Here is a 23,990-nt window from a genome sequence, read left to right as displayed (position 1 = left end):
TTATTGTACTAAATTTGTCAAATTAGAACAATTAAACAGGAAATAATGAACATCAAAGCACAAATTCCAAATACGATAACGCTTTTAAATCTCTTTTGTGGATGTATCGCTTTAGTTTTTGCCTTTTATCGCCAGTTTGAAATGGCTTTTGGATTTGTCAGCTTGGGAATTTTCTTCGATTTTTTTGATGGTTTTTTTGCCCGATTGTTTAAGGTTTCCAGTCCATTAGGATTGCAGTTGGATTCCTTGGCAGACATGATTACTAGCGGAATTGTTCCTGGACTTGTCATGTACCAGTTAATGATTACCAATGAAACTCCTGTAGCAACTAGTTACACACAAATTTTTCCTTATTTGGGTTTTATAATTGCTTTGGGTTCTTGTTACAGATTGGCTAATTTTAATATTGACACCCGACAAACCGATTCGTTTATTGGTTTGCCAACACCAGCAAACTCCTTGTTTATTTTAAGCTTGCCCTTGGTTTTACAACATACCGATTCTTTGTTCGTAATTGAAGCCTTGACAAATCAGTGGATTTTACTGGCAATCACCTTGTTTAGTGCTTACATACTGAATGCTGAGATTCCTTTGTTCTCTCTAAAAATCAAGAAATTCAATTTTAAGGATAATGTGCTCCAAGTGGTTTTCCTGATGAGTGCTCTTGTATTGTTGATTTTTCTAAATTATTTAGCTATTCCTCTAGTAATTGTAACTTATGTTTTGATGTCTGTTGTGAATAATAAAGTAAATAAAAGTAAATAAAAGACTTTTTTTGATTACCAAGCCTGACTCAATTTGTGAAAATCTGTGAAATTTGTGTTTAAAACTCCAACTTCTTCTTCCTCAACTCAAAATTCTGACCTAAATACACGCGACGTACCATTTCATCTACGACCAACTCTTCTGGAACACCCGCTTTTAGGATACCACCTTCAAACATCAAATAGGTTTTGTCAGTAATGGCAAGAGTTTCTTGAACGTTATGATCGGTAATAAGAATGCCAATGTTTTTGTTTTTAAGTTGGGCAACGATGCGTTGAATATCTTCTACAGCTACAGGGTCAACTCCAGCAAAAGGTTCGTCTAACAGAATAAATTTTGGGTCGGTTGCTAGACATCGTGCTATTTCTGTTCTACGACGTTCTCCTCCAGAAAGTAAATCCCCACGATTGGTTCGGATATGTTGCAGACCAAATTCATCGATGAGTGATTCCATTTTGGCAATTTGTTCTGCTTTTGTATGTTTGGTCAATTGTAACACGCTCAAAATATTGTCTTCGATACTCAATTTTCGAAATACGGATGCCTCTTGAGCCAAATAACCAATGCCTTGCTGTGCTCTTTTATACATTGGAAAATCGGTAATATCCATATCATCAAGATAAATATTTCCAGCATTGGGTTTTACCAATCCTACAATCATATAAAACGAAGTGGTTTTCCCAGCACCATTCGGACCCAGAAGTCCAACAATTTCTCCTTGATTTACTTCTACCGAAATGCCTTTTACAACGCTTCTGCCTTTATAGGTTTTAATCAGATTTTCTGCTCTTAATTTCATTTTAAAGGATATGAATTAAAAAGTTTGGATGGTTTATTTCCTAACTTTTATAAATAGAATTCGTTTTACAAATAAACAAAATTTGCCTCTTTGATTGTATGATTTAACTTCAATTTTAGATTTTAAATGTCACCAACTGAACACTTTTTACTGCTTACTTTCTTCAAGTGCTTCCCAAAATTCGTATGCTCTTCGTAAATGTGGAATAACAATAGTTCCGCCAACAAGCGTAGCAATTCCCATAGCTTCCATCATTTCTTCTTTAGAAATGCCTTCTTTATAGCAGTTTTCTAAATGGTATTTTATGCAATCGTCGCATCTCAAAACAGTCGAAGCTACTAAACCTAAAAGTTCTTTAGTCTTAACATTCAGTGCGCCATCTGCATAAGCATTAGTGTCAAGATTGAAAATTCGTTTTACAATTTTGTTATTATCGGCCAATAACTTCTCGTTCATTTTAGAACGATAGTCATTGAATTCTTGAACTAAATCAGACATTTTTTTCTTTTTTTTGAATTAGTACTGCTATAAATATGCTTACTTCATACAATAATAACAACGGGATAGAGACAATAATTTGACTTAAAATATCAGGAGGTGTTATAATTGCCGCTACAATTAATATGATAACAATGGAATAACGTCGATATTGCCGTAAGGTTTGTGCGGTAACAAGTCCAATTTTTGCTAAAAAATAAATGATAATAGGCAATTCAAAAATTAAACCACAGGATATCACAGATGTTTTAACCATACTCATATAATTGTCCACATTGAATTCATTTTTAATAACGCTACTTACATTAAAACCTCCGAAGAAGTTTACCGATAGTGGGAGGATGAGGTAATACCCAAATAAAACTCCGATAAAGAATAGAAGTGAAGCGGTAACTATAAATGCAATAGCGTGTTTTTTTTCTTTTTCATAAAGCGCGGGACTTATAAATTTCCATATTTCCCATAAAATGTAAGGGAAACCTAAAATAAAACCTGCTGTTATACAAGTCCAAATAAAAATGGAAAATTGTCCTCCTAGTTCTGTACTCTGAATGATAAAAGGCATTTGTTGAACACACATTCCGCCATCGTCGGCACCAAGGTATTTTGTTAAATCACAAAAGAGTCTGTAGGTTATAAAATCAGGATGTATGGGGCCAAAAATGACTTCGTCAAAAATATAATCAATGATAAAATAAGATAAACAGGATATTACTAAAACCCCAACTGTTATTCGAATCAGCAACCATCTTAAATCCTCAAGATGATCTAGAAATGACATCTCTTTTAATTCTTTTTTCTCCATTATAAGATGCCTTCTTTTAGAATATCATGTAAATGCAGTACACCTTTATACTCACCACTGTCAGCAACGATGAGCTGAGTTATGGAATAATCTTCCATAATGTTGAATGCATCGATAACCATAGCTGTGGATTGAACCATTTTTGGATTTTTTGTCATAATATCTCTGGCAGTCAAATCGGCAAATGAATCACGGTCACTTAGCATTCTTCTAATATCACCATCGGTAATAATACCAATCACTTTATTGTTTTCAATGACAGCGGTTACACCCAGTCGTTTTTCTGAGATTTCGAAAATTACTTTTTTGATTTCGGTATCTGGACTAACCATTGGCTTTAAGGAATTGACCAACATGTCTTTTACACGAAGCAATAATTTTTTTCCTAAAGCACCACCAGGATGGAAACGAGCAAAATCATCAGCTTTAAAATCTCTCATTTCCATGAGGCATACTGCTAAGGCATCTCCCATAACTAATTGTGCTGTGGTACTATTCGTTGGAGCAAGGTTATTTGGACACGATTCAGTAGCTACAGTTGTATTCAAAACACAATCGGAATTTTTAGCTAAAAAAGAAGTCAAATTTCCAGTCATTGCAATTAATGTATTGCCAAAACCTTTCAAAATAGGAATTAAAACTTTTATTTCTGGACTGTTACCGCTTTTAGAAATGCAAATCACCACATCGTCATTTTGTACCATACCTAAATCACCATGAATAGCTTCTGAAGCATGAAGAAATAGCGAAGGTGTTCCTGTCGAGTTCATCGTAGCTACGATTTTTTGAGCAATTATTGCACTTTTTCCTATGCCAGTTACGACCAATCTACCTTTGCAATTGTAGATGGTATGAGTGGCTTTAATAAAGCTTTCGTCAATAAAATCGGCTAATTTTGCTATTGATTCACTTTCAGACAAAATAGTTTTTTTTGCAATAGCCAAAATATTTTCTTTTGTTATCAAAACAGAAAAGGTATAAAATTTGTATGTGTAAAAGAAATTTGTATCTTTATGTGTTGCAAATTTATACAAAATACCATATAATAAAGAATGAATTCAAACGAAATTGACATACACAAGGAACTGAAAAAATATTTTGGGTTTAACCAATTTAAAGGTTTACAAGAACAGGTCATAAAAGCGATATTAGCAAAAGAAAATACATTTGTTATAATGCCAACTGGTGGCGGAAAATCTTTATGTTATCAATTACCAGCCTTGGTACAAGAGGGAACAGCTATTGTAGTTTCTCCATTAATTGCCTTGATGAAAAATCAAGTAGATGCTATACGAAGTTTATCCTCTGAGAACGGTATTGCACACGTACTCAATTCATCATTGACAAAAACTGAAATCAATCAGGTTAAAAAAGATATTACATCGGGTTTGACTAAACTCCTATATGTTGCCCCAGAATCCTTGACTAAAGAAGAATATGTTAACTTTCTTCAAAGTGTACCCATATCTTTTGTAGCTATTGACGAGGCACACTGTATTTCAGAATGGGGGCATGATTTTAGACCAGAATATCGAAATCTAAGAAATATCATCAAATTATTAGGAGAAGTCCCAGTTATAGGATTGACAGCAACTGCAACTCCAAAAGTGCAAGAAGATATATTGAAAAATCTAGATATGTCTAATGCAACAACATTTAAGGCATCATTCAATAGACCCAATTTGTTTTATGAAGTTCGAACCAAAACTAAAAATATAGAGTCAGACATCATTAGATTTATAAAGCAACACAAAGGTAAATCTGGGATTATATATTGTTTGAGTCGCAAAAAAGTAGAAGCTATAGCAGAGGTTTTGCAAGTTAACGGTATCAGTGCTGTTCCATATCACGCTGGGTTGGATGCTAAAACTAGGGCAAAACATCAAGACATGTTTCTCATGGAAGATGTTGAAGTGGTAGTTGCGACTATTGCATTTGGAATGGGAATTGACAAACCCGATGTGCGTTTTGTAATTCACCATGATATCCCAAAATCATTAGAAAGTTATTATCAAGAAACGGGTCGTGCTGGTCGTGATGGAGGAGAAGGACATTGTTTGGCCTACTATTCTTATAAAGATGTGGAAAAATTAGAAAAGTTCATGTCTGGAAAACCTGTTGCAGAACAGGAAATTGGATTTGCATTACTACAAGAAGTTGTTGCCTATGCTGAGACTTCTATGTCAAGACGAAAATTTCTGTTGCATTATTTTGGAGAAGAATTTGATAGCGAGACAGGTGAAGGTGCTGATATGGATGACAACGTTCGCAATCCAAAAACAAAAATAGAATCCAAAGAGCAAGTGGTCAAACTATTAGAAGTAGTTAGAGATACCAAGCATTTGTATAAATCTAAAGAAATTATTTATACTCTGATTGGTAGAGTGAATGCAATGATAAAAGCGCATAGAACCGATACACAACCGTTTTTTGGTATCGGGAAAAAGTTTGAAGAGCGGTATTGGATGGCACTCATTCGTCAGGTTTTGGTTGATGGATTATTATCAAAAGATATTGAGACCTACGGAATTATTAAAGTAACTCAAAAAGGACTTGATTTTATTGATAATCCTGTTTCTTTTATGATGTCTGAAGATCATGAATACAACGAATCTGAGGACGATGCTATTGTTACAGCAGCTAAATCATCAGGAACAGCTGATGAAGTTTTAATGTCAATGTTAAGAGATTTACGTAAAAAAGTGGCCAAGAAACTAGGAGTTCCACCATTTGTAGTTTTCCAAGATCCATCTTTAGAAGATATGGCTTTGAAATATCCAATTAGTATAGATGAATTGACCAATATTCATGGTGTTGGGGAAGGAAAAGCAAAAAAATATGGTAAGGAATTTGTAGAATTAATTAGTCGATATGTTGAAGATAACGATATTATTCGCCCAGATGATTTGGTGGTAAAATCTACTGGAGCAAATTCAACGAATAAATTGTATATCATACAAAATATTGATAGAAAATTATCCCTAGAAGATATTGCCTCTGCCAAAGGGATGACAATGGATGCTTTAATCAAAGAAATGGAACAAATTGTTAATTCTGGAACTAAACTAAATATTAAATATTGGATTGACGATTTATTAGATGATGAGCAACAAGAAGAAATTCACGATTATTTCATGGAATCTGAATCGGACAATATCGAGGATGCGCTAAAAGAATTTGATGGAGATTACGATATCGACGAGTTGCGATTGATGCGAATAAAATTTATTAGTGAAGTAGCAAATTAAAAAGTGTTCAGTTTATTAGCTGAACGCTAAATACTAATCACTGATTACTCAAAAATCTCTCCACGATGAGGTTTTAAAGCATCTCTAACGGGAATCATCATAGCCTCAGAAACCACCATATAAGCTACAGCGTGCATTTCATTATATATTTCAACACCAGTATAATTGATGTCTAATTTTTCTGAAATAATATACTGTTTAAGATGTATTTCATGATGCTCGGCGGTTTTGGAAGAGACAGGCCCTCGAAAATCCCAGATTAACTTTATTTTTCTCATTTTTAATTTCACTTATTTTTCGATTAAATTCAAAGATAATTTTTTGTTGTAATTTGAGAATGTTTTAAGAATTTTATTTTTAAAATAGATTATTTTTGTTCGCTAACCTTATTAAAATTTAAAGTGACTATAAAATAAAATTTTTATGAAAAAACTTGTTTTAGCTATTTTAATCAGTCTTACCGGATTTTCTACACAGGCACAGTCAGGATATGATATTACAATCAATCTAAAAAATTGTAAGGATACCATTGCGTTTTTAACCTTCTATCAGTTTGATAAAACATTTATAAAAGATACCTGCACAACAATTAAAAATGGTAAAATTGTTTTCAAAGGGAAAACCAAACTAGACAAGGGAATTTATTCTTTAGTTGGTCAACAAAAAAGTATTTATTTTGATTTCTTTATTGATGATGATATTCAAAAAATTCAACTTAAAAGTGAAGCTGGAGACAATATCATTGAAGCATTAAGCGCCGAGAATGCCCCACGTCAAAATGAGTTTTTTGACTATGTACGATATATTGGTAAACAGAATAAAGATTTTGCAGAGCTAAAAAAACAAACACCACTTTTAACCAGAAAAGACACCCTGTACCTTACTGATAAGCAAAAAGAATTTGAAAACCGTATCCGTGAGTATGAAGAAAAATTTTTGGTAAAGCAAAAAGGGACTTTCATAGGTGACGTTGTGAACATAAAAATTGAAAAAATTTTAAAAGAGGTGCCAAAAGCCTCAAACGGAAGACCAGACAGTTTAGCTGTTTACAATTATTACAAACAACATTATTGGGATAATGTTGATTTTAAGGATAATGCGACGATGCGAAATCCTTTTTTCTTCAATAAGTTGAAAAATTATTTAGACAAAGTAGTTTACAGACACCCAGATTCTGTAAATGTTGAGGTGGATAAAATAATTCAAAAGACACAACTTGGAAGTTCTCTTTATAAAATTATGTTGGCACATTTGACGTATTCTTACGAAACATCAAAAGTAATGGGGTTCGATAAAGTATTTGTTCATATTATAGATAACTATTTCAAAACAGGGAAAGCTATCGGAATTTATGAAGACGAAAGTGTGGTGGATAAAATTATCAAGCGTGCAGAGTTGTTAAGACCACTTTTGATAGGGGCTAAAGCTCCAGAACTTCAAATGATAAGAGCTTCTGATTATGATAAAATAGATAAAATGGGCTTTGAATTGGCTAAGACCAATGAAGAAGTGACGAAAATATTTTATGCAAATTATGATGAAATCAATAAAATGCTCTATAAACTTAGTTCGGTAAAAGCAGAATATCTAATACTTGCTTTTTGGGATGTAGATTGCGGACACTGTCAGGTAGAAATTCCGAAACTTTTGAACGTGTACCATGATTTGCAAAAACAGAATATTGATGTTCAAGTATATAGTGTTTACACTCAACATGAAGGGGATAAATACCTCAAATATATTGCTGAAAAAGGCTTAGACTGGATTAATGTTTACGACGGAGTACACTATAATAATGTAGTAGAAAAGTATGATGTGTATTCCACTCCAGTTATATATATCTTAGATAAAAATAAGATTATCAAGGCAAAGAGAGTTGGAGTAGAGCAAATCAAAGATATTATCAAAATAATGCAAGAGGAATATCAAAAAAACTAAATTATAGTTTTCTAAAAAAAGACAAGGATGCCTCGTGAAATTCAATTACAATTATCTCCAGAAGTAGCAGCAAATGAGTTTTTACTCAAAGAGTATATAGCAAAATCAATTAAAGTTTCACCAAAGGAGATAAAGCACATAATACCTTTAAAACGCTCTATTGATGCCCGCCAAAAGGCAATAAAAATTAATTATAAAGTTGCTGTTTTTTTTGAAAATGAGAATTTTACAGAGCAAAAAATAGACTTTCCTGATTATAAAAATGTTTCTAATGCCCAAGAAATCATAATCGTTGGGGCAGGACCAGCTGGTCTTTTTGCAGCCTTACAGTTAATAGAGTTGGGTTTAAAACCTATAGTTATAGAGCGAGGAAAAGACGTTCGAGGTCGTAGACGTGATTTGAAAGCAATCAATCTTCAACATATTGTAAATGAAGATTCTAATTATTGCTTTGGTGAAGGTGGAGCGGGTACGTATTCAGACGGGAAATTGTATACCCGTTCAAAAAAACGTGGCGATGTTACACGAATTTTGGAATTATTAGTTGCTTTTGGTGCTTCTTCAGATATTTTGGTTGAAGCACATCCGCATATCGGAACCAATAAATTACCTCAAATCATTCAAGATATTCGAGAAAAAATTATTGAATGTGGCGGACAAGTGCTGTTTGAAACTCGTTTAAGAGACATAGTTATTAAAAATAATGAAGTTCAAGGGATTATAACCCAAAACGGGAATACAATTTCTGCCTCAAAAATAATTCTTGCTACTGGACATTCTGCCAGAGATATTTATGAACTATTAGACAGAAAGAAAATATTTATCGAAGCTAAACCTTTTGCCCTAGGTGTAAGAGCGGAACACCCACAATCATTGATTGATAGTATTCAATACAGTTGTGATTATCGAGGTGAATTTCTTCCTGCTGCACCCTATTCTATTGTAAAGCAAGTCGGAGGCAGGGGGATGTATTCCTTTTGTATGTGCCCAGGTGGAGTTATAGCTCCTTGTGCAACTAGCTCAGGAGAAGTAGTTACTAATGGTTGGTCTCCATCTAAACGAGATCAAGCCACCGCCAATTCTGGAATTGTCATTGAACTAAAATTAGAAGATTTCAAACCTTTTGCAAAGTATGGAGCGCTTGCTGGGATGGAATTTCAAAAAGCAATAGAACAAAAATCATGGTATTTAGCTGGCGACTCTAGCGGTAGCGAACAAGCGAAGCAAAGTCAAAAGGTTCCTGCTCAAAGAATGATAGATTTTACACAAAGTAAAGTTTCCTCTTTTATACCAAAAACTTCTTATGTTCCTGGAACGACTTCAGTAGAAATAGGACAAGTTTTCCCTGGTTTTCTAACTCAAATATTAAGAGAAGGATTCAAAGAATTTGGAAAATCTATGAAGGGATATTTAACCAATGAAGCTATTTTGCATGCACCAGAATCGAGAACCTCGTCACCGGTACGAATTCCAAGAAACCCAGAAACCCTCGAGCATTTACAAATAAAAGGATTGTATCCGTGTGGAGAAGGCGCTGGTTATGCGGGAGGTATTATTTCTGCTGCCATAGATGGTGAAAAGTGCGCTTTAATGGTGGGCCAAAGCCTTGCTGTTAAAATGATGTAAATTGCGATTTTTTCATTTTTTGAATTATTTTGTGTTTATTTAGTAATCGAAATCAATTAAAAATAACAATATGATATTTTAAAATTATTTTAGTTGCTATTATTGTGATATTAATAATTTGTTATTAATATGTTAAGAAGGAAACAAATCCACGGCATATTGTTAACTGAAAAATAGTATTTTTACAAAAAAAAATTAATATGAATTTAATACCTGAAGAATTTCAAATTACTGCGCCACTTATTCAAGATACTTACTTAGTCAACGGTGAACTGAAAAAATGGACAGGACCTACTACTCCTGTATATTCTACAATATCCTCAACTGAAAACTATGAGCCTACTTTGTTAGGAACTATCCCATTTATGGGAGAAACAGAGGCTCTAGAAGCAGTTAAAGCAGCCGATGAAGCATTTAATAATGGACAAGGGTTGTGGCCTACCATGAAAGTGGTAGATCGTATTAAATGCATGGAGAATTTTGTGGCTCAGATGAAAACTACTCGATCAGAAGTGGTTAAGTTACTGATGTGGGAAATAGGTAAATCTCAAGGTGATTCTGAAAAAGAGTTTGATAGAACTGTAGAATATATTTACGATACTATAGAAAGTTATAAGGAATTGAATGCTCGTAGCGCTCATTTTTCTAAAGTACAAGGAATTTATGCTATGGTTCGTAGAGGACCATTGGGTGTGGTTTTGTGTTTAGGGCCATATAATTATCCTTTGAATGAAACTTTTTCATTGCTTATTCCCGCTTTAATAATGGGAAATCCAGCAATTTTTAAGCCTGCAAAACACGGGGTTTTACTAATATCTCCCTTATTAGAGGCATTTAGAAGTTGTTTCCCGAAAGGAGTAATTAATATTTTGTATGGTAGAGGTCGTGAAGTAGCAACTCCAGTAATGAAGTCTGGTAAAGTTGATATTTTAGCCCTAATTGGAAATAGTAAATCAGCTATTGCCCTACAAGACCAACACCCAAATAAAAACAGATTGCGTTTAGTTTTAGGTTTAGAAGCTAAAAACCCAGCTATAATTTTACCAGATGCCGATTTGGATTTGGCAATACAAGAATGCATAACAGGTTCATTATCCTTTAACGGACAACGTTGTACAGCATTAAAAATATTGTATGTTCATGAATCTATTCAAGAGGAATTTAACAAGCGATTCACAGCCAAAGTAGATGCATTGGCTTTTGGAAATCCTTGGGATAAAGGCGTTTCTTTGACTCCATTACCAGAAAAAGAAAAACCAGCCTATATTCAAGAATTAATTGATGATGCAACTGCTAAGGGAGCAAAAGTGATTAATGCTAAAGGAGGACAGTTGTATGATAATTTTATTTTCCCAGCAGTTTTGTTTCCTGTAAACAAAGATATGCGTGTGTATCATGAAGAGCAATTTGGTCCTGTTGTGCCAATCATGACTTTCAAAGATATTCAAGAGCCTTTAAATGATATGGCAGAATCTAATTATGGTCAGCAAGTGAGTTTATTTGGAAAAGACATAAAAACTATTGCACCACTTATTGATACCCTAGTAAATTTAGTTTCTCGTGTGAACTTGAATAGCTCTTGTCAGAGAGGTCCTGACGTTTTCCCTTTTACAGGAAGAAAAGATTCAGCTGTGGGAACACTAAGTATTCATGATGCTTTGCGTTCGTTTTCTATACGAACTTTTGTAGCTTCAAAAGATAATGAGTATAACAATGAAATTTTACAAGAATTGTTAAACAGTAAAGAATCAAACTTTATCAATACGGATTATATTCTATAGTCTTTATAGTTTTTTACTAGCCAAAAATCGATACAGACCTGCATATAATTAATTATTAAACACATTTAAATTTTTTTAGATGTGTTTTTCTAGATTATGTTCTGATTTTGTTTAGCCGATGTATTAATTTTTGGTTGACATATATAATTTAAATAACTGAGATTTTTTTTAAATATTTAAAACTAAATTTACCATAGTGGAAAGTATATTAAAACCTATCGGTATTAGATTATATTGCTATAAAAGTTCAATTGCTCCTCCTTCTACTATTCATTTTATTATTATCTATCTGTGTTCTTTTTTCTAGACTTTTGGTTGAATGTGAGTTGTTTATACACTATTCAATTAACAAACTTTAGTATAAAAAGCAAAGTGTTTTTATACTTTTTGTGTAAAAATATTTTATACATATAGATTTATGCTGGAGAATAAAAGAAAATAAAAAAAACCTCCCCGACTTTAACGGAGAGGTTTTTTAATAAATAAACCAAAATAATTTAACGTTTAATCATTCTAACGGATTTCACTTTATCCCCTTGGCTTACAATTACATTGTATACACCTGAAGGATAGTTCGTTCCGATTTCTTTAGTGCTCAATTCTGATACAGTAGCTTTCTGAACCTCAAGATCTCTTCCTATCATATCATATACTCGCACTTGTACCAAATCATCACTAGAACTTTGAATGTCTAAGCTAAAATGTCTCGCAAATGGGTTTGGGAACGTTTTTACCTCAAACACATTGCTGTTGATATCTTGGGCGGCCATTCTTGAAATTGGCGCTGGTGTGCTTACATTACATGCAGGACCATAAGATTGCCAAGTGCCATTATTTATCGCTACTCGTATTGAATAAGTAGTGCTTGATTCTCCTCCCCCAGGACTTAATTGTGATAAAGTGAAGTATCGGTTTGGAGTATCAAAAGTTCTTAATCCGAATGAGCCTCCAGTAACTTCAAAACGATATTGAGTAGCTCCTATAACGGCATTAGCATATATAATTGTATTTAAAGCAGGTAACGTTGTGCCACAACGATTCAACATAATTTGAGTAGTGTTAACAACAATCAATGCTGGTGTATTAATCGAACATGGTGTTCCATAAGCTGACCAGACTCCACCAGAAAAATAAGATACACTAACTGAGTATGATTTATTGTATTCAGCAACTCCTGATACTTGTGTTAATGCAAAAGCTCTAATGTTTTTTGAATCATTATCATAGAAATAGTCAACTCCATTTTTAGTAACTTTAAAACGATAATCTGTTGCACCTGTAATACCATTACAATAGATTGGAGAATCCAAAGCAGTTATTGTTGAACCACATTGATTTAACATTAATTTAGTAACATTATCAGTTGTGTAAAAATAAACATTATCAACATAAGCTATTCCAGTTGTAATAGTAGAAGCTATTGTGTTGATTGCATCTGGTGAAGCCACTAATAAGATTTGATCTACTTTTGTTTGTCCAGTTATGTTTAAATCAAAACTGTTCCAACCATTTAATGTAGTGGTAAGAGAGTATAACGTTTGTACACCACCATTAAATAAAATTACATTAAATTTTGTAACATTTGGTGTATTTATATCTAAATGTAAATTAGTTAAACCAGTCACATTTAAACTACCTGTTATATTTAATCCTAATCTTCCAAGATTTTTAAATCTTAATGCAGGATTATTATTAATTCCAAATTCTGAAGCAGAAGATGATCCTCCATAATTATCATATGTGTAACTACTATTGTTATAGCTATTACTATATACTGACGAAACTCTTAATGGACTTACAGTTGGTGAAGGAGCAGGCCCTGTAGGTCCTCCAGAAACTACTAAGTTTGCAGTAATACTTCCACTAGTATAGCTACCATTTGCAGCTTGTGTAGCAGTGATTACGGATGTACCAGCACCAATAACTGTAACTGTATTACCACTTATAGTTGCTACATTAGTATTGCTACTAGTGTAGGTGAATGCACCAGCACTTGAACTAGATGGAGTTGTTAAGTTGAATGGAGCATCTCCAACTAACTTAATAGGAATTGTAAATCCTGAAATGATAGGAGCTACATTTGTCACTACATCGCTAAAATAGATGTTATCTATATACAATTCTCCGCCAGACACCCATAATGTTCCATTATTTGCCCCTCCATTATTATAATTCTCAATTTTAATTTGGAAAAGACCTGTTAGGTTAAGTCCTTGAGAAGAGAATTGACTTAATAAAATGTCTACACTTTTCCAGCTGTTTAAAGGTGTAGTAGGAATTAATACTGCTTTTTCTCCACCACCAGTATTTGAGATAAGGGACACCTTAAGTAAATTTGTATTAGGTGACAAGAAATCAAAATGAATGGTTTGTAGATTGGAAGTAACACCATTTATCGTAGTAAACTGTGTTCCTTGATAATTGAAGCTAGAATATCTTTTGGTAGTGTTACCAGCAATTAATACATCGGCAACAGAACCTTGTTGTCCCCAGTTCGGATTGAAGTCAGTTCCTGCTTGATTGGTATACGCATTACTAAATATAGATATTACATTTCCTGATGGAACAGTAGGAGTTGGTGCAGCTACTGTTGGTACTGGGAAAGTAACTACTAAGTTTGCAGTTGTAGTTCCTATACCAAAGCTTCCATCAGAAGCTTGTGTAGCAGTAATAATTGTAGTACCATTTCCTACTATAGTAACTGTACTTCCGCTAATGGTAGCTACTGCGGTATTGCTACTAGTGTACGAAAATGCTCCGGGACTGTTAGAGGTTGGTGCCGTTAATGCAAATGGTGCAGAGTTTGTCAATTTTGCAGGAACCGTAAATGCTCCTAATGTTGGAGGCAATAATGTAGCCGCTCTATAGAAGTAGATGTTATCTATAAACCACTCACTTGTAGTACCAATACCAGTAGAACTTTGAAATTTGAATTCTTTGAAAGCAGCTATATTCAAACCAGTAAAGTCAGTTAAAGGAATATCTAAGCTATTCCATACTCCACCAGCAGTTGCTCTTATTACAGATTTATCTCCTGTATCAATGATACGTATATCGGTAGAAGGACGATTAGTAGTCCAAATATCAATATGCAAGTGTGTCATACCAGCTGCACTGATTGTAGCTCCGTTATTGATAGAAATACCTTGGTAATTTACACCAGAATATTTAAGTACTTCATCACCACCTAGTAATGGTTGTGCAAAATTGGCACGACCACTTTGTCCCCAGTCAGGGTTATAATTTCTTGTTCCAGCCACAGGTGTGTATGCTCCAGAATATATAGAAACAACATCCCATGCATTTCTTGCCGGAGGTGTTGGTGCAGCAACTGTAGGTGCTGGTGCCGTTACATTTAATGTAGCTGTTGTGCTACCTGCAGAGTAAGGTGCACTAGCCGCTTGATTAGCAGTGATAGTTGTTGACCCAATTCCAACAATAGTAACTGTGTTTCCACTAACTGTTGCAACTCCAGTGTTACTACTAGTATAGGTAAAAGTACCTGTACTGTTTGATGTTGGATCTGTTAAGTTAAATGGCGCATCTCCTACTAACTTAGCAGGAACTGTAAATGCACCAAAAGTCGGAGCTGGTGATGTAGCTGCTCTCCAGAAATAGATATTGTCTAAATAAACTACTTTTGCAGGTGGAGTTGCTCCAGTAGGATTATTCAAATCAAAGAAACTAATGTTAGCTAAATTTAACCCTACATAATCTGTTAATGGAATATCAAAACTTACCCATCCATTTAAAGCAATACTTGATACTACTTTTCTGTTACTATTCAATTCAAACCATAGTTGATTTTGATTGTGAGTATAAACATCAATATGCAATGTAGTCATTCCTGCTGTAGTAAGGTTAACAGCAGCAAAAGACAATCGAGATAATGTAAAACCATTAAAAAATCGTGCATTATCTCCTGCTATAGCAACATCTGTTCCAGCTGCACCCCATGTCGCTCCAGTTGTTGGAGTATACGCTCCACTGTATAAAGAAACTACATCCCAAGCATTTCTTGCTGGAGGTGTTGGTGCAGCACTTGCTGGCGGTGAGTAAGAAACCGTTAATGTTGCAGTAACAAATCCTGAACTATATGTGCCATCTGTTGCTTGAGTTGCAGTAATAGTAGATGAACCAGCTCCTACAATGGTAACAGTGTTGCCACTTATTGTAGCTACTCCTGTATTACTACTTGTATAAGTAAATGCTCCACTGCTGTTCGATGTAGGATTAGTTAATACAAATGGTGCATCTCCAACTGATTTAGCTGGGACTGTTAATGAACCAATTGTTGGAGCAGGTAGTCCAGCAAGTTTATAAAAATAAACATTATCAAAGTAAAAAGTTCCAGATCCAGCATAAGGTTGTAGACTAACAAGATTAACTGTGCCAGGACTTCCATAGTTTGATAATGGGATGTCTAAACTGGTCCACACACCATTTGGTGTAGCTATGGCAGAACCAACAGTTCCATTAACTTGAACCTTTATCTGAGAAGCATTTGCATTGGTACTGTAAACATCCACATGTATAAATGTCATTCCTGAAATACTAGTAGATGCAGTAGCCCCTTGTGCAAAAGTAACATTGGTAGCGAGTTTAGTTGCATTACCGCTAATGGGACTATCAGTTGCGTTTGTCCAATTAACAGTTCCAAATGCTGCAGTGTATGCATCGCTATAAAAAGAGACTACATCTGCCTGAAGATTAGTTGGGGTTGGTGCAGCAGAAGGTCCAGAAGGAATTTTGTAGAAATAAATATTATCAAAATAAAAAGTTCCAGCCCCAGCATAGGGTTGAAGATTAATGAGATTAACTGTCCCAGGACTACTGTAGTTTGATAATGGGATGTCTAAACTGGTCCATACACCATTAGGTGTAGCAATGGCTGCGCCAACAGTACCTCCGACCTGAACTTTCATTTGTGAAGCATTTGCATTTGTACTAAAAATATCCACATGAAGAAATGTCATTCCTGTAATACTAGTTGAAGCAGTTGCTCCTTGTGCAAAAGTAACACTAGTGGCAAGTTTAGTTGCATTACCGCTAATTGGACTATCAGTTGCGTTTGTCCAATTCACAGTTCCAAATGCAGCGGTATATGTATCACTGTAAAAGGAAACTACATCCGCCTGTAGTCTATTTGGTGTTGGTGCTGGTGTTGCTGGAACACTAGCTGGTTTATAGAAATAAATATTATCAAAATAAAAAGTTCCAGCTCCAGCATAAGGTTGAAGATTAACAAGATTAACCGTGCTAGGATTGCTATAGTTTGATAATGGAATGTCTAAGCTGGTCCACACACCATTAGGTGTAGCGATGGCTGCGCCAACAGTACCTCCGACCTGAACTTTTATTTGTGAAGCATTTGCATTGGTGCTGTAAATATCCACATGAAGAAATGTCATACCCGTAATACTAGTTGAAGCTGTTGCTCCTTGTGTAAAAGTAACACTGGTGGCAAGTTTAGTTGCATTACCGCTAATTGGACTATCAGTTGCGTTTGTCCAATTCACAGTTCCAAATGCAGCAGTATATGTATCACTGTAAAAGGAAACTACATCCGCCTGAAGTTTAGTTGGAGTTGGTGCTGGTGAACTAGGCTGAGAATATCCTGAAAAAAGAGTTAACAGGAAGAGTAATAAAAGAAATTTTTTCATACATAATTTTTTTGAGTGAATAATATTTTTTGGTTTGTTCAAATATAGCACTGAATGTTAATTTTTTGTTATCAATAAAGTATACAAAAACTATACATTCTTAAAAAAGTCTCACTATCACTCTTGATTCCTTTAATTATCGGTATTTTAGAACTTTTTAATTGCTATTCTACAACGATGTAATTTCTGTTTTTTTTAATTTTTAGCGAAATGTTGAGTTGTTGTATGGTTGAAAATTGGTTTTAAAGTTCACGACAACGATGTAGAATATCAAAAAACAAATAATTTATACCTTAAAATAGAGAGTAAATAAAAAAAGTACTAAAAAAAAATACTATTAGTAATTTTCTTAAAATAAAAAATATAAGGTTATTAGTATTTTAAATGCTAATTAGTTATTAAAATTGTTGTTAAAAAATGTATTTATAATGAAAAATAGAATTTAAAATAAAAGAATAGTATCAAAAATACATGTGTTTTTTGAGGTAATTCATTTTAAATAATCTGATATAGTTCTTGATAAAAATTGTAGTACTGAAAAATCGGATTCAAACTAATTGTAATGAATATTTTAAATAGTAGTATCTATAAACTAATTTCGTTAATTCATTAGCAAGTAGATAGTTTGCAGAAGATTAAACACCATTAAAGAAAAATTAGGCCGGAATTGTATAGTTTGATAAAAGAGCAAAGATTTGTTTCTTTTTTAGCGAGATTAGGTAAGTTGTTTAAAGCAAAACTGTAAGGAATAACAACTCTAAAGTTTTTAATCTATGATGGTTTAGAATTCTTTTTTAATTTTTCTTTGAGTAGCCTTTGAATTTTTTTTGCGTCTTCTTTAAATTTCTTCTTTACCTCAAATTCAATGCATTCATTATCAAATTTAACTATTTTAAATTTGTAATAGTATTCTTTTATGAGTATACCGACTATTAGAATTGTGAAAGCTAGAAAACTAAAAAAGATTTTATTGGTGAGAGGCAATTCAAAATAATAAACTCCTATAATCATATAAACAGACAGACCAACTAGTAGAGCGTTTTTTCTTATTTTTCTAACTTTTTGTATTGAAACGAATCGTGTGTCATCTATGTTTGTTCTAATTTTTTTGCATACATCATAAACAATAAAATACTTATTTGAAACTACTCCAAACGCATTCATATATTCTATTTGTTCTTTGTTGTTTTTTATTTCGGTATTTACTACTGTCTCGACCATGGCGTGATGCTTAATACTTTGTAATTCTTGTTAAAAAATTAGTTTTTATCTTTTGAGTGAAAAATGAGCTTTGAATAATTTATTGACATTATTTTCTAAATAGTCAATAGTAAACCAATAATCACTCGCTGGAAGTTGGCAACCATTAAAGGTTCCATCCCAACCTTCACCTCTAGTTGTAATTTGTTTTAGTAGTTTTCCATAACGATCATATATGAAAATTTTAGCATTTGATTGGTCGTTCAAACCAACTATATTCCATTTATCATTTGATCCATCACCGTTAGGGGTAAAGAATTTGGGATAATCTATAATCAATACTTCATCACTTATATTGGTACAACCCAATTCATCTAGGACGGTTATGATGTGAGTCCCACTACTTACATTTGCAAAAACATTGGATCGTTGTGTATCACCACCATCAATTTGGTACAACAAAGAGTTGTTTCCTCCCTGAGTAATAACCGTAATTGTTGCATTTTGAGTAAAAGCATCACTCACAATAGTAGTAAATGAATCTATTGGATAACTTTTAGTAACTAAAACGGTATTTTCTTTTGAGATACAACCGGTACCATTATCTGTTACAATGAGAGAGTAGCTTCCTTCTTGAGTAGCCTCATAACTATTATCTGAAGCACCTATTATCTTAGTCTTATTCAAGAACCATGCAAAATCATAATTTGCATTAGTAAGACCACTTTCAATAGTATATGGATTCAGTAAATTATTAGTATCGTTTTCTAAACATATGGTTCCTTCTAAAAGTGATGGACTTGGTAAAGGATTTACTTTAATTGTTATCGTTAATGGATTTCCTTTACATTTTTCTAGAGTAGGAGTAATTGTATATATGGCAGTTCCTACATTTACACCAGCTTTTAGTGATTGCTCGATTGTGGTACCTGTTCCTGATTTTGCACCAGTAACTCCCGTTTGAATTGTAGTCCAAGAGAAATCAGTGCCAAGGATATTTGATGATAAAGTAATATTGGTGAATTCTTCACTGCAAATTGTAGTTTCACCAGATCCAAAAACTTCAGGAGCAGGATTTACGGTAATTGGAACCAAAATAGAGTTTCCAGAGCAACCATATGCCTGAGGCGTTACTGTATAGATTGCTGTATCAGCAAGCAAAGTTGTATTTATTAATGTTTGAGTAATACCATCTCCATCAGAGGCAGAGGCGCCTAAAATTAAGTTTGGAGCTACTGTCCAGCTGTAAGTTGTTTTAGCAACTGTACTTGAAAAGCTGATTGAACTTGTTTCACCTGAACAGATTACTTGTTGAGTTGGATTTGCTGAAGCTTCAGGTATAGGATTAACCGTTATAGAAACTAATTGAGAAGCTCCAGGGCATCCATTGGCCACAGGATCTACAGAGTATATTGCTTCACCAGGTTTATTCCCAGCAGTTGATAACAGTTGACTAATAACAGTTCCTGAGCCAGCACTTCCTCCTTTTGTATTGGCTTGGACAACATTCCAAGTATATGTTGTGCCAATAACATCACTAGATAAATTAATTGCAGTAGATGTACCAGAGCAAATAGACGGAGAATTATTTACAATAGACAATACTGGTAATGGATTAATACTAATTTGTTGAGTAATTGTAGTAGCACATTGCCCCGCATTTGGGGTAAAGGTGTAAGTTGTGGTTGCATTTGGGTTAATTTCAGGCGACCAAGTTCCAGTAATATTATTTAGAGAAGTAGTAGCTAATTTCGGAACTATTTGTCCTATACATATCGGAGAAATAGGATTAAATATGGGAGTAATTGTTGCACTTGAGTTTATTGTAATCGTCAAATTAGCATTTGAGGCACATTGTCCGCTATTGGGTGTAAAAGTATAATTTGTAGTTGCAGTATTATTTAACGCAGGTGACCACGTTCCTGAAATTCCATTAGTTGAGTTCAATGGTAATGGAGATAGAACTGCTCCTACACAGATATCTGGAATTGTAGCAAAAGTAGGTGTAATCTTTGGAGTTACAGTTATGGTCGTTGTGGTTATTGTAGCACATTGACCTACATTAGGTGTAAAAGTATAGGTCGTCGTTTTTGTATTGTCTAACGCAGGCGACCAATTACCAATAATACCATTATTTGAAGTTGTAGGTAATGGAGCAATTGTAGCTCCTAAACAAATGGGGTTAATAGTGTTAAAAGCAGGCGTTATATTTGGATTAACAACAATTATAAGTGTTGTAGCTGTAGCACAAATTCCTGAGTTTGGAGTAAATGTATAGGTAGTTGTTTTTGTATTATCTAAAGCGGGTGACCAATTACCTGTAATACTATTATTTGAAGTTGTTGGCAATGCGGATAGTGTACCACCTGAACAAATTGGAGCAATTGGGTCAAATAAAGGAATTGTATTCGGATTTACGGTAATTGTTAACGTAGTGCTAGTTGCACAATTTGTAGTTGGAGTAAAAGTATAGGTTGTGGTTTTTGTGTTGTCTAAAGCAGGAGTCCATGAACCAATTATTCCATTATTCGAACTAGTTGGAAGTGATGCTAATGTTACTCCAGCGCAAATAGCAGGAATGGATGTAAAAGAAGGTGTTACAGTTGAATTAACAATAATTTCCATAGTTGTTGTGCTCGCACAAAATCCAGGATCAGGTGTAAAAGTGTAGGTAGTTGTTTTTGTATTATCTAAAGCGGGTGACCAATTACCCGTAATGCCGTTGTTTGAAGTTGAAGGTAATGCGGATAGTGTACCACCTGAACATATTGGAGAGACCTGATTAAAAGATGGAATTATTTTTGAATCAATGGTTATCGGTAGAGTAGCAGTTGTTGCACAAACTCCAGATGTAGGTGTAAAAGTATAGGTTGTAGTACCTAGAATGGTAGTGTCAATAGATGCATTCCAAGTTCCGTTTATAGTAGGAGAATTAGTTGAAGTTGTGGGCAAAATAGGTGCAATAGAATTTAGGCAAAGAGATGCTATTGATGCAAATTTTGTTATGACCTTAGGAGTTACAGTAACATTCAGTGTTTGAGTTGGAGAGCAGGGAAATAGTGCTGGATTAGGAGTGAATACATAACTTCCATTAGAGGTATTATTTATAGTAGCTGGTAGCCAAGTTCCTGTAATTCCATTTGGAGAAGTAGTGTTTAATATTGGTGACACACTTCCCTCACAAAAAGCAGAAATTGGTGCAAAATTAGGTGCTTCACTCTGGTTCACAGTAATTGAAATAGTTGTTTTGGTTGGCGAATAACAAGAGCCTGAGGTTGGGGTAAATGTATATATTGTAGTTCCAATTACCGCTGTGTTTACGGTAGATGGATTCCATGTTCCGCTTATTGATGGAGAGTTTGTTGAACTTAAAGGTAATGTAGGAGCTATTGCATTTTGACAAATCGGTGCTATCGTATTAAAAGTTGGAATTATAAGTGGAGAAACAATGACATCAATTGCTACTCTAGCACTTTCACAATTACCTATTGTTTGGCTTACATAATAGGTTATAGTGCCATCAACATTAGTGGTGGGAATTGTAGGGGTTAATGAAGCTAATCCTCCCATTGCATTTGTTCCGTACCAATTTAGAGTTGCTCCAACTGCTCCTATGGCTGATAATGGACTTGCAGTACTATTTTGACAATAGTTCACTGGTGATGTAATTGCAGGTGTTGCTATTGAACCACTGGTATTTATTGTTACCTCTACTTTTTTAATTACGGAGCAGGAGCCAACGGTATTTTTTATATAATAAGAACCTCCAATTGTCAAAGCGTTTGGATTTAATAATGGAGTTGTTCCGGCAGGATTTGTCCAATAAGATAATGTACCAGCAGTACTTCCTGCAGTTACTGCGGGAGCTGTAATATCTACAGTTGAAGGATTACAAACAGCAGCTGGGTCTGTAATCGTTAGATTTACAGAGTTATCTACTGTAATTGTTACATTTTTCTGAAAGATGCAGACAGTTGTTTCTTTTAAACTAATATCATCTATTGCAAAGTCATTAGCCCCTCCTGATGTCTCTCTATCGTATATAGTAATAGTAGCTGTGGTATTAGAACCTGAATTCCATGTGTAGGTTCTCGGTTCCCACAAACATTTCGAAGAGGGAGCATTTGCAGGTGCTCCCACAGAAACTCCATTAATATATACTTCGAGTCTAGCAGGAGCCCCTGCGGTAAGCGTTTGTATATAATACCTAAAATCATAATCTTGATTGGGTTGAACACTAACGCTTTGTACCCACAATCTATCGTTTCCCCCATTTTTATCTGAACCATCAACAACCATCATCAGTCCAGTTCCTGTGGTGTGGTCTGGACAAGGGTCAAAAGGACTAAACCATCCTTGAGGATTAGTTACTATTCCATATGCTCCTTTAACTCCAAACGGATTTGGATTTGCTATTGGCAAATAATCTGTCGAAAAGTCAGAATCACCAAATGTGAAATCGCCGTTATTAACTAAATTAGTGGGATTTGAAGGTGTTCCAGAGGTTATTGTATAGGTGGTTGTTTGACTTGGGCTAACTGTTATGCTTGAACTATTTGGAGTTGTTAAAGTTGGGTCTGCCGGAGAAGCTGTCCATGTATATCCTCCTGCTCCTCCACTAACGGTAAGTGTTGTCGGATTCCCACCACAAGTAGATACGTCAGGGCTTACAGTTAGACCTCCTGGAACAGATAAAATAACTTGTTTAGTATCTGTTTTGTTTGCAGCATCCTTGACCGTAATATCATAAGTGCCTTCATTTAGCCCAGTGAAAATCCCCGTGCTATTACTCACTGTTTTTGGTCCACTTAGTGTATAAGTATAAGGAGTATTACCAAATTTAGCCGATCCTATGATTGATCCATCTAAAGAATTTGGACAGGTTGGATTTATAGATGAGGTAATGTCTAGTGATAAAGGAAGTGTTCCAGCGGTTATTGAAAAATCATCAACCGCAAAATCATTTCCAATAGTACTTGTACTTGTTGTAAATAATCGAACCATAACCATATTTGAAGTAGCGGTAAACATGAACGATACTTGTTGCCAACCAGCAGCAGGTAAAGGAGCTAATACTGTAGTGTTAAGTGGATTAATATTGCTAGCACCTACAGGAATAATTACATTGATTGTTGACCTAGTAGTATTGGTTACGTCATTTGATACTGATTTTATCCAGAAACTAAAGATATAATTTGTTCCTACTGTAAATCCAGGAATTGGGCTACCAGTATTTCCAGTAGTCCAAAAAAATTGATTACTAGAATTGGCTCCATCAACAACTAACATTTTTCCACTTCCTGTAGTATGGTCGCCCCCAGATATGTAGGTAGAGTTCATCAGGTTTGGATTTGTTGTTATTCCATATTTTCCTGGGGTACTTGTCCCATTTAAAGGATTTATGAGACCGTAATTGTGAACTAAAAAACCTGTTCCACTTCCACCACTTTCAAAATCTCCATTTGTGAGTAAATTTTGAGCATAGATTGTTGTATGCGATAGTGCAGTAGTTATAAATAACAGTATTACATATTTTATTAAATTTTGCATTATCCTTACTTTTTAAATTTTCAACATTATTAATTCTATCCTCTACTTCACAATCAAGAATTCAGATCTTCTATTCTGAGCGTGTTGTTCCTCGGAGCAGTTGTTTTTACAATCTAC

At 34.4% G+C, this 23,990-nt stretch carries 13 protein-coding genes; 5 read left to right on the top strand and 8 right to left on the bottom strand.

Features of this window, described 5'->3' with window-relative positions; all coding sequences use genetic code 11:
• Nucleotides 1-45: 45 nt before the first annotated feature.
• Nucleotides 46-765 carry a CDP-alcohol phosphatidyltransferase family protein gene (locus tag AC23L6_RS09210; protein ID WP_487561878.1) on the top strand — a complete coding sequence of 240 codons (720 nt, stop codon included), beginning with the start codon at nt 46-48 and terminating at the stop codon, nt 763-765.
• A 58-nt stretch (nt 766-823) separates the two neighbouring features.
• Here AC23L6_RS09210 and lptB read toward each other — a convergent pair whose 3' ends face one another.
• The 4 genes from lptB to AC23L6_RS09190 form a co-directional block, all read right to left on the bottom strand.
• Entirely contained in the window at nt 824-1,564 is a 741-nt protein-coding gene (lptB, locus tag AC23L6_RS09205; protein ID WP_487561877.1) for an LPS export ABC transporter ATP-binding protein, read from the bottom strand.
• A 147-nt stretch (nt 1,565-1,711) separates the two neighbouring features.
• Complete coding sequence (locus AC23L6_RS09200) at nt 1,712-2,062, bottom strand: carboxymuconolactone decarboxylase family protein (RefSeq protein WP_487561876.1); 351 nt, start codon at nt 2,060-2,062, stop codon at nt 1,712-1,714.
• Nucleotides 2,055-2,867: a twin-arginine translocase subunit TatC gene (gene tatC, locus AC23L6_RS09195; protein ID WP_487561875.1), complete on the bottom strand. Its 813-nt coding sequence runs from the start codon at nt 2,865-2,867 to the stop codon at nt 2,055-2,057. Before tatC ends, AC23L6_RS09200 begins: the two co-directional genes overlap by 8 nt.
• Nucleotides 2,867-3,832, bottom strand: a complete 966-nt coding sequence (locus AC23L6_RS09190; RefSeq protein WP_487561874.1) for a KpsF/GutQ family sugar-phosphate isomerase — start codon at nt 3,830-3,832, stop codon at nt 2,867-2,869. The genes tatC and AC23L6_RS09190 overlap by 1 nt, the downstream gene beginning before the upstream one ends.
• A gap of 87 nt (nt 3,833-3,919) precedes the next feature.
• Here AC23L6_RS09190 and recQ point away from each other — a divergent pair, with 87 nt between their 5' ends.
• Entirely contained in the window at nt 3,920-6,115 is a 2,196-nt protein-coding gene (gene recQ / locus AC23L6_RS09185) for a DNA helicase RecQ (protein ID WP_487561873.1), read from the top strand.
• A 44-nt stretch (nt 6,116-6,159) separates the two neighbouring features.
• Here recQ and AC23L6_RS09180 read toward each other — a convergent pair whose 3' ends face one another.
• Nucleotides 6,160-6,393 carry a hypothetical protein gene (locus AC23L6_RS09180; RefSeq protein WP_487561872.1) on the bottom strand — a complete coding sequence of 78 codons (234 nt, stop codon included), beginning with the start codon at nt 6,391-6,393 and terminating at the stop codon, nt 6,160-6,162.
• 145 nt (nt 6,394-6,538) lie between these two features.
• Between AC23L6_RS09180 and AC23L6_RS09175 the strand changes: the two genes are divergently transcribed.
• The 3 genes from AC23L6_RS09175 to AC23L6_RS09165 all read left to right on the top strand — a co-directional run bounded on the left by AC23L6_RS09175 (nt 6,539) and on the right by AC23L6_RS09165 (nt 11,460).
• Nucleotides 6,539-8,053, top strand: a complete 1,515-nt coding sequence (locus AC23L6_RS09175; protein ID WP_487561871.1) for a DUF5106 domain-containing protein — start codon at nt 6,539-6,541, stop codon at nt 8,051-8,053.
• A 27-nt stretch (nt 8,054-8,080) separates the two neighbouring features.
• Nucleotides 8,081-9,679 (top strand): NAD(P)/FAD-dependent oxidoreductase, encoded by a 1,599-nt coding sequence (locus tag AC23L6_RS09170; protein ID WP_487561870.1) that lies wholly within the window; start codon nt 8,081-8,083, stop codon nt 9,677-9,679.
• Nucleotides 9,680-9,879: 200 nt separating this feature from the next.
• Nucleotides 9,880-11,460, top strand: coding sequence for an NADP-dependent glyceraldehyde-3-phosphate dehydrogenase (locus AC23L6_RS09165; protein ID WP_487561869.1), 1,581 nt, complete (start codon nt 9,880-9,882; stop codon nt 11,458-11,460).
• 497 nt (nt 11,461-11,957) lie between these two features.
• Here the strand turns inward: AC23L6_RS09165 and AC23L6_RS09160 are convergent, their stop codons facing one another.
• From AC23L6_RS09160 to AC23L6_RS09150, 3 genes are all read right to left on the bottom strand, one after another.
• Nucleotides 11,958-17,123 (bottom strand): T9SS type A sorting domain-containing protein, encoded by a 5,166-nt coding sequence (locus AC23L6_RS09160; protein WP_487561868.1) that lies wholly within the window; start codon nt 17,121-17,123, stop codon nt 11,958-11,960.
• A gap of 771 nt (nt 17,124-17,894) precedes the next feature.
• Entirely contained in the window at nt 17,895-18,287 is a 393-nt protein-coding gene (locus tag AC23L6_RS09155; RefSeq protein ID WP_487561867.1) for a hypothetical protein, read from the bottom strand.
• 102 nt (nt 18,288-18,389) lie between these two features.
• Nucleotides 18,390-23,873 (bottom strand): T9SS type B sorting domain-containing protein, encoded by a 5,484-nt coding sequence (locus tag AC23L6_RS09150; RefSeq protein ID WP_487561866.1) that lies wholly within the window; start codon nt 23,871-23,873, stop codon nt 18,390-18,392.
• Nucleotides 23,874-23,990: the final 117 nt, after the last annotated feature.

The organism is Flavobacterium sp. R1_16 (genome assembly GCF_057652095.1).
Note: the sequence above shows the minus strand (reverse complement) of the source record. Positions and strands in the feature narration are given on the sequence as shown.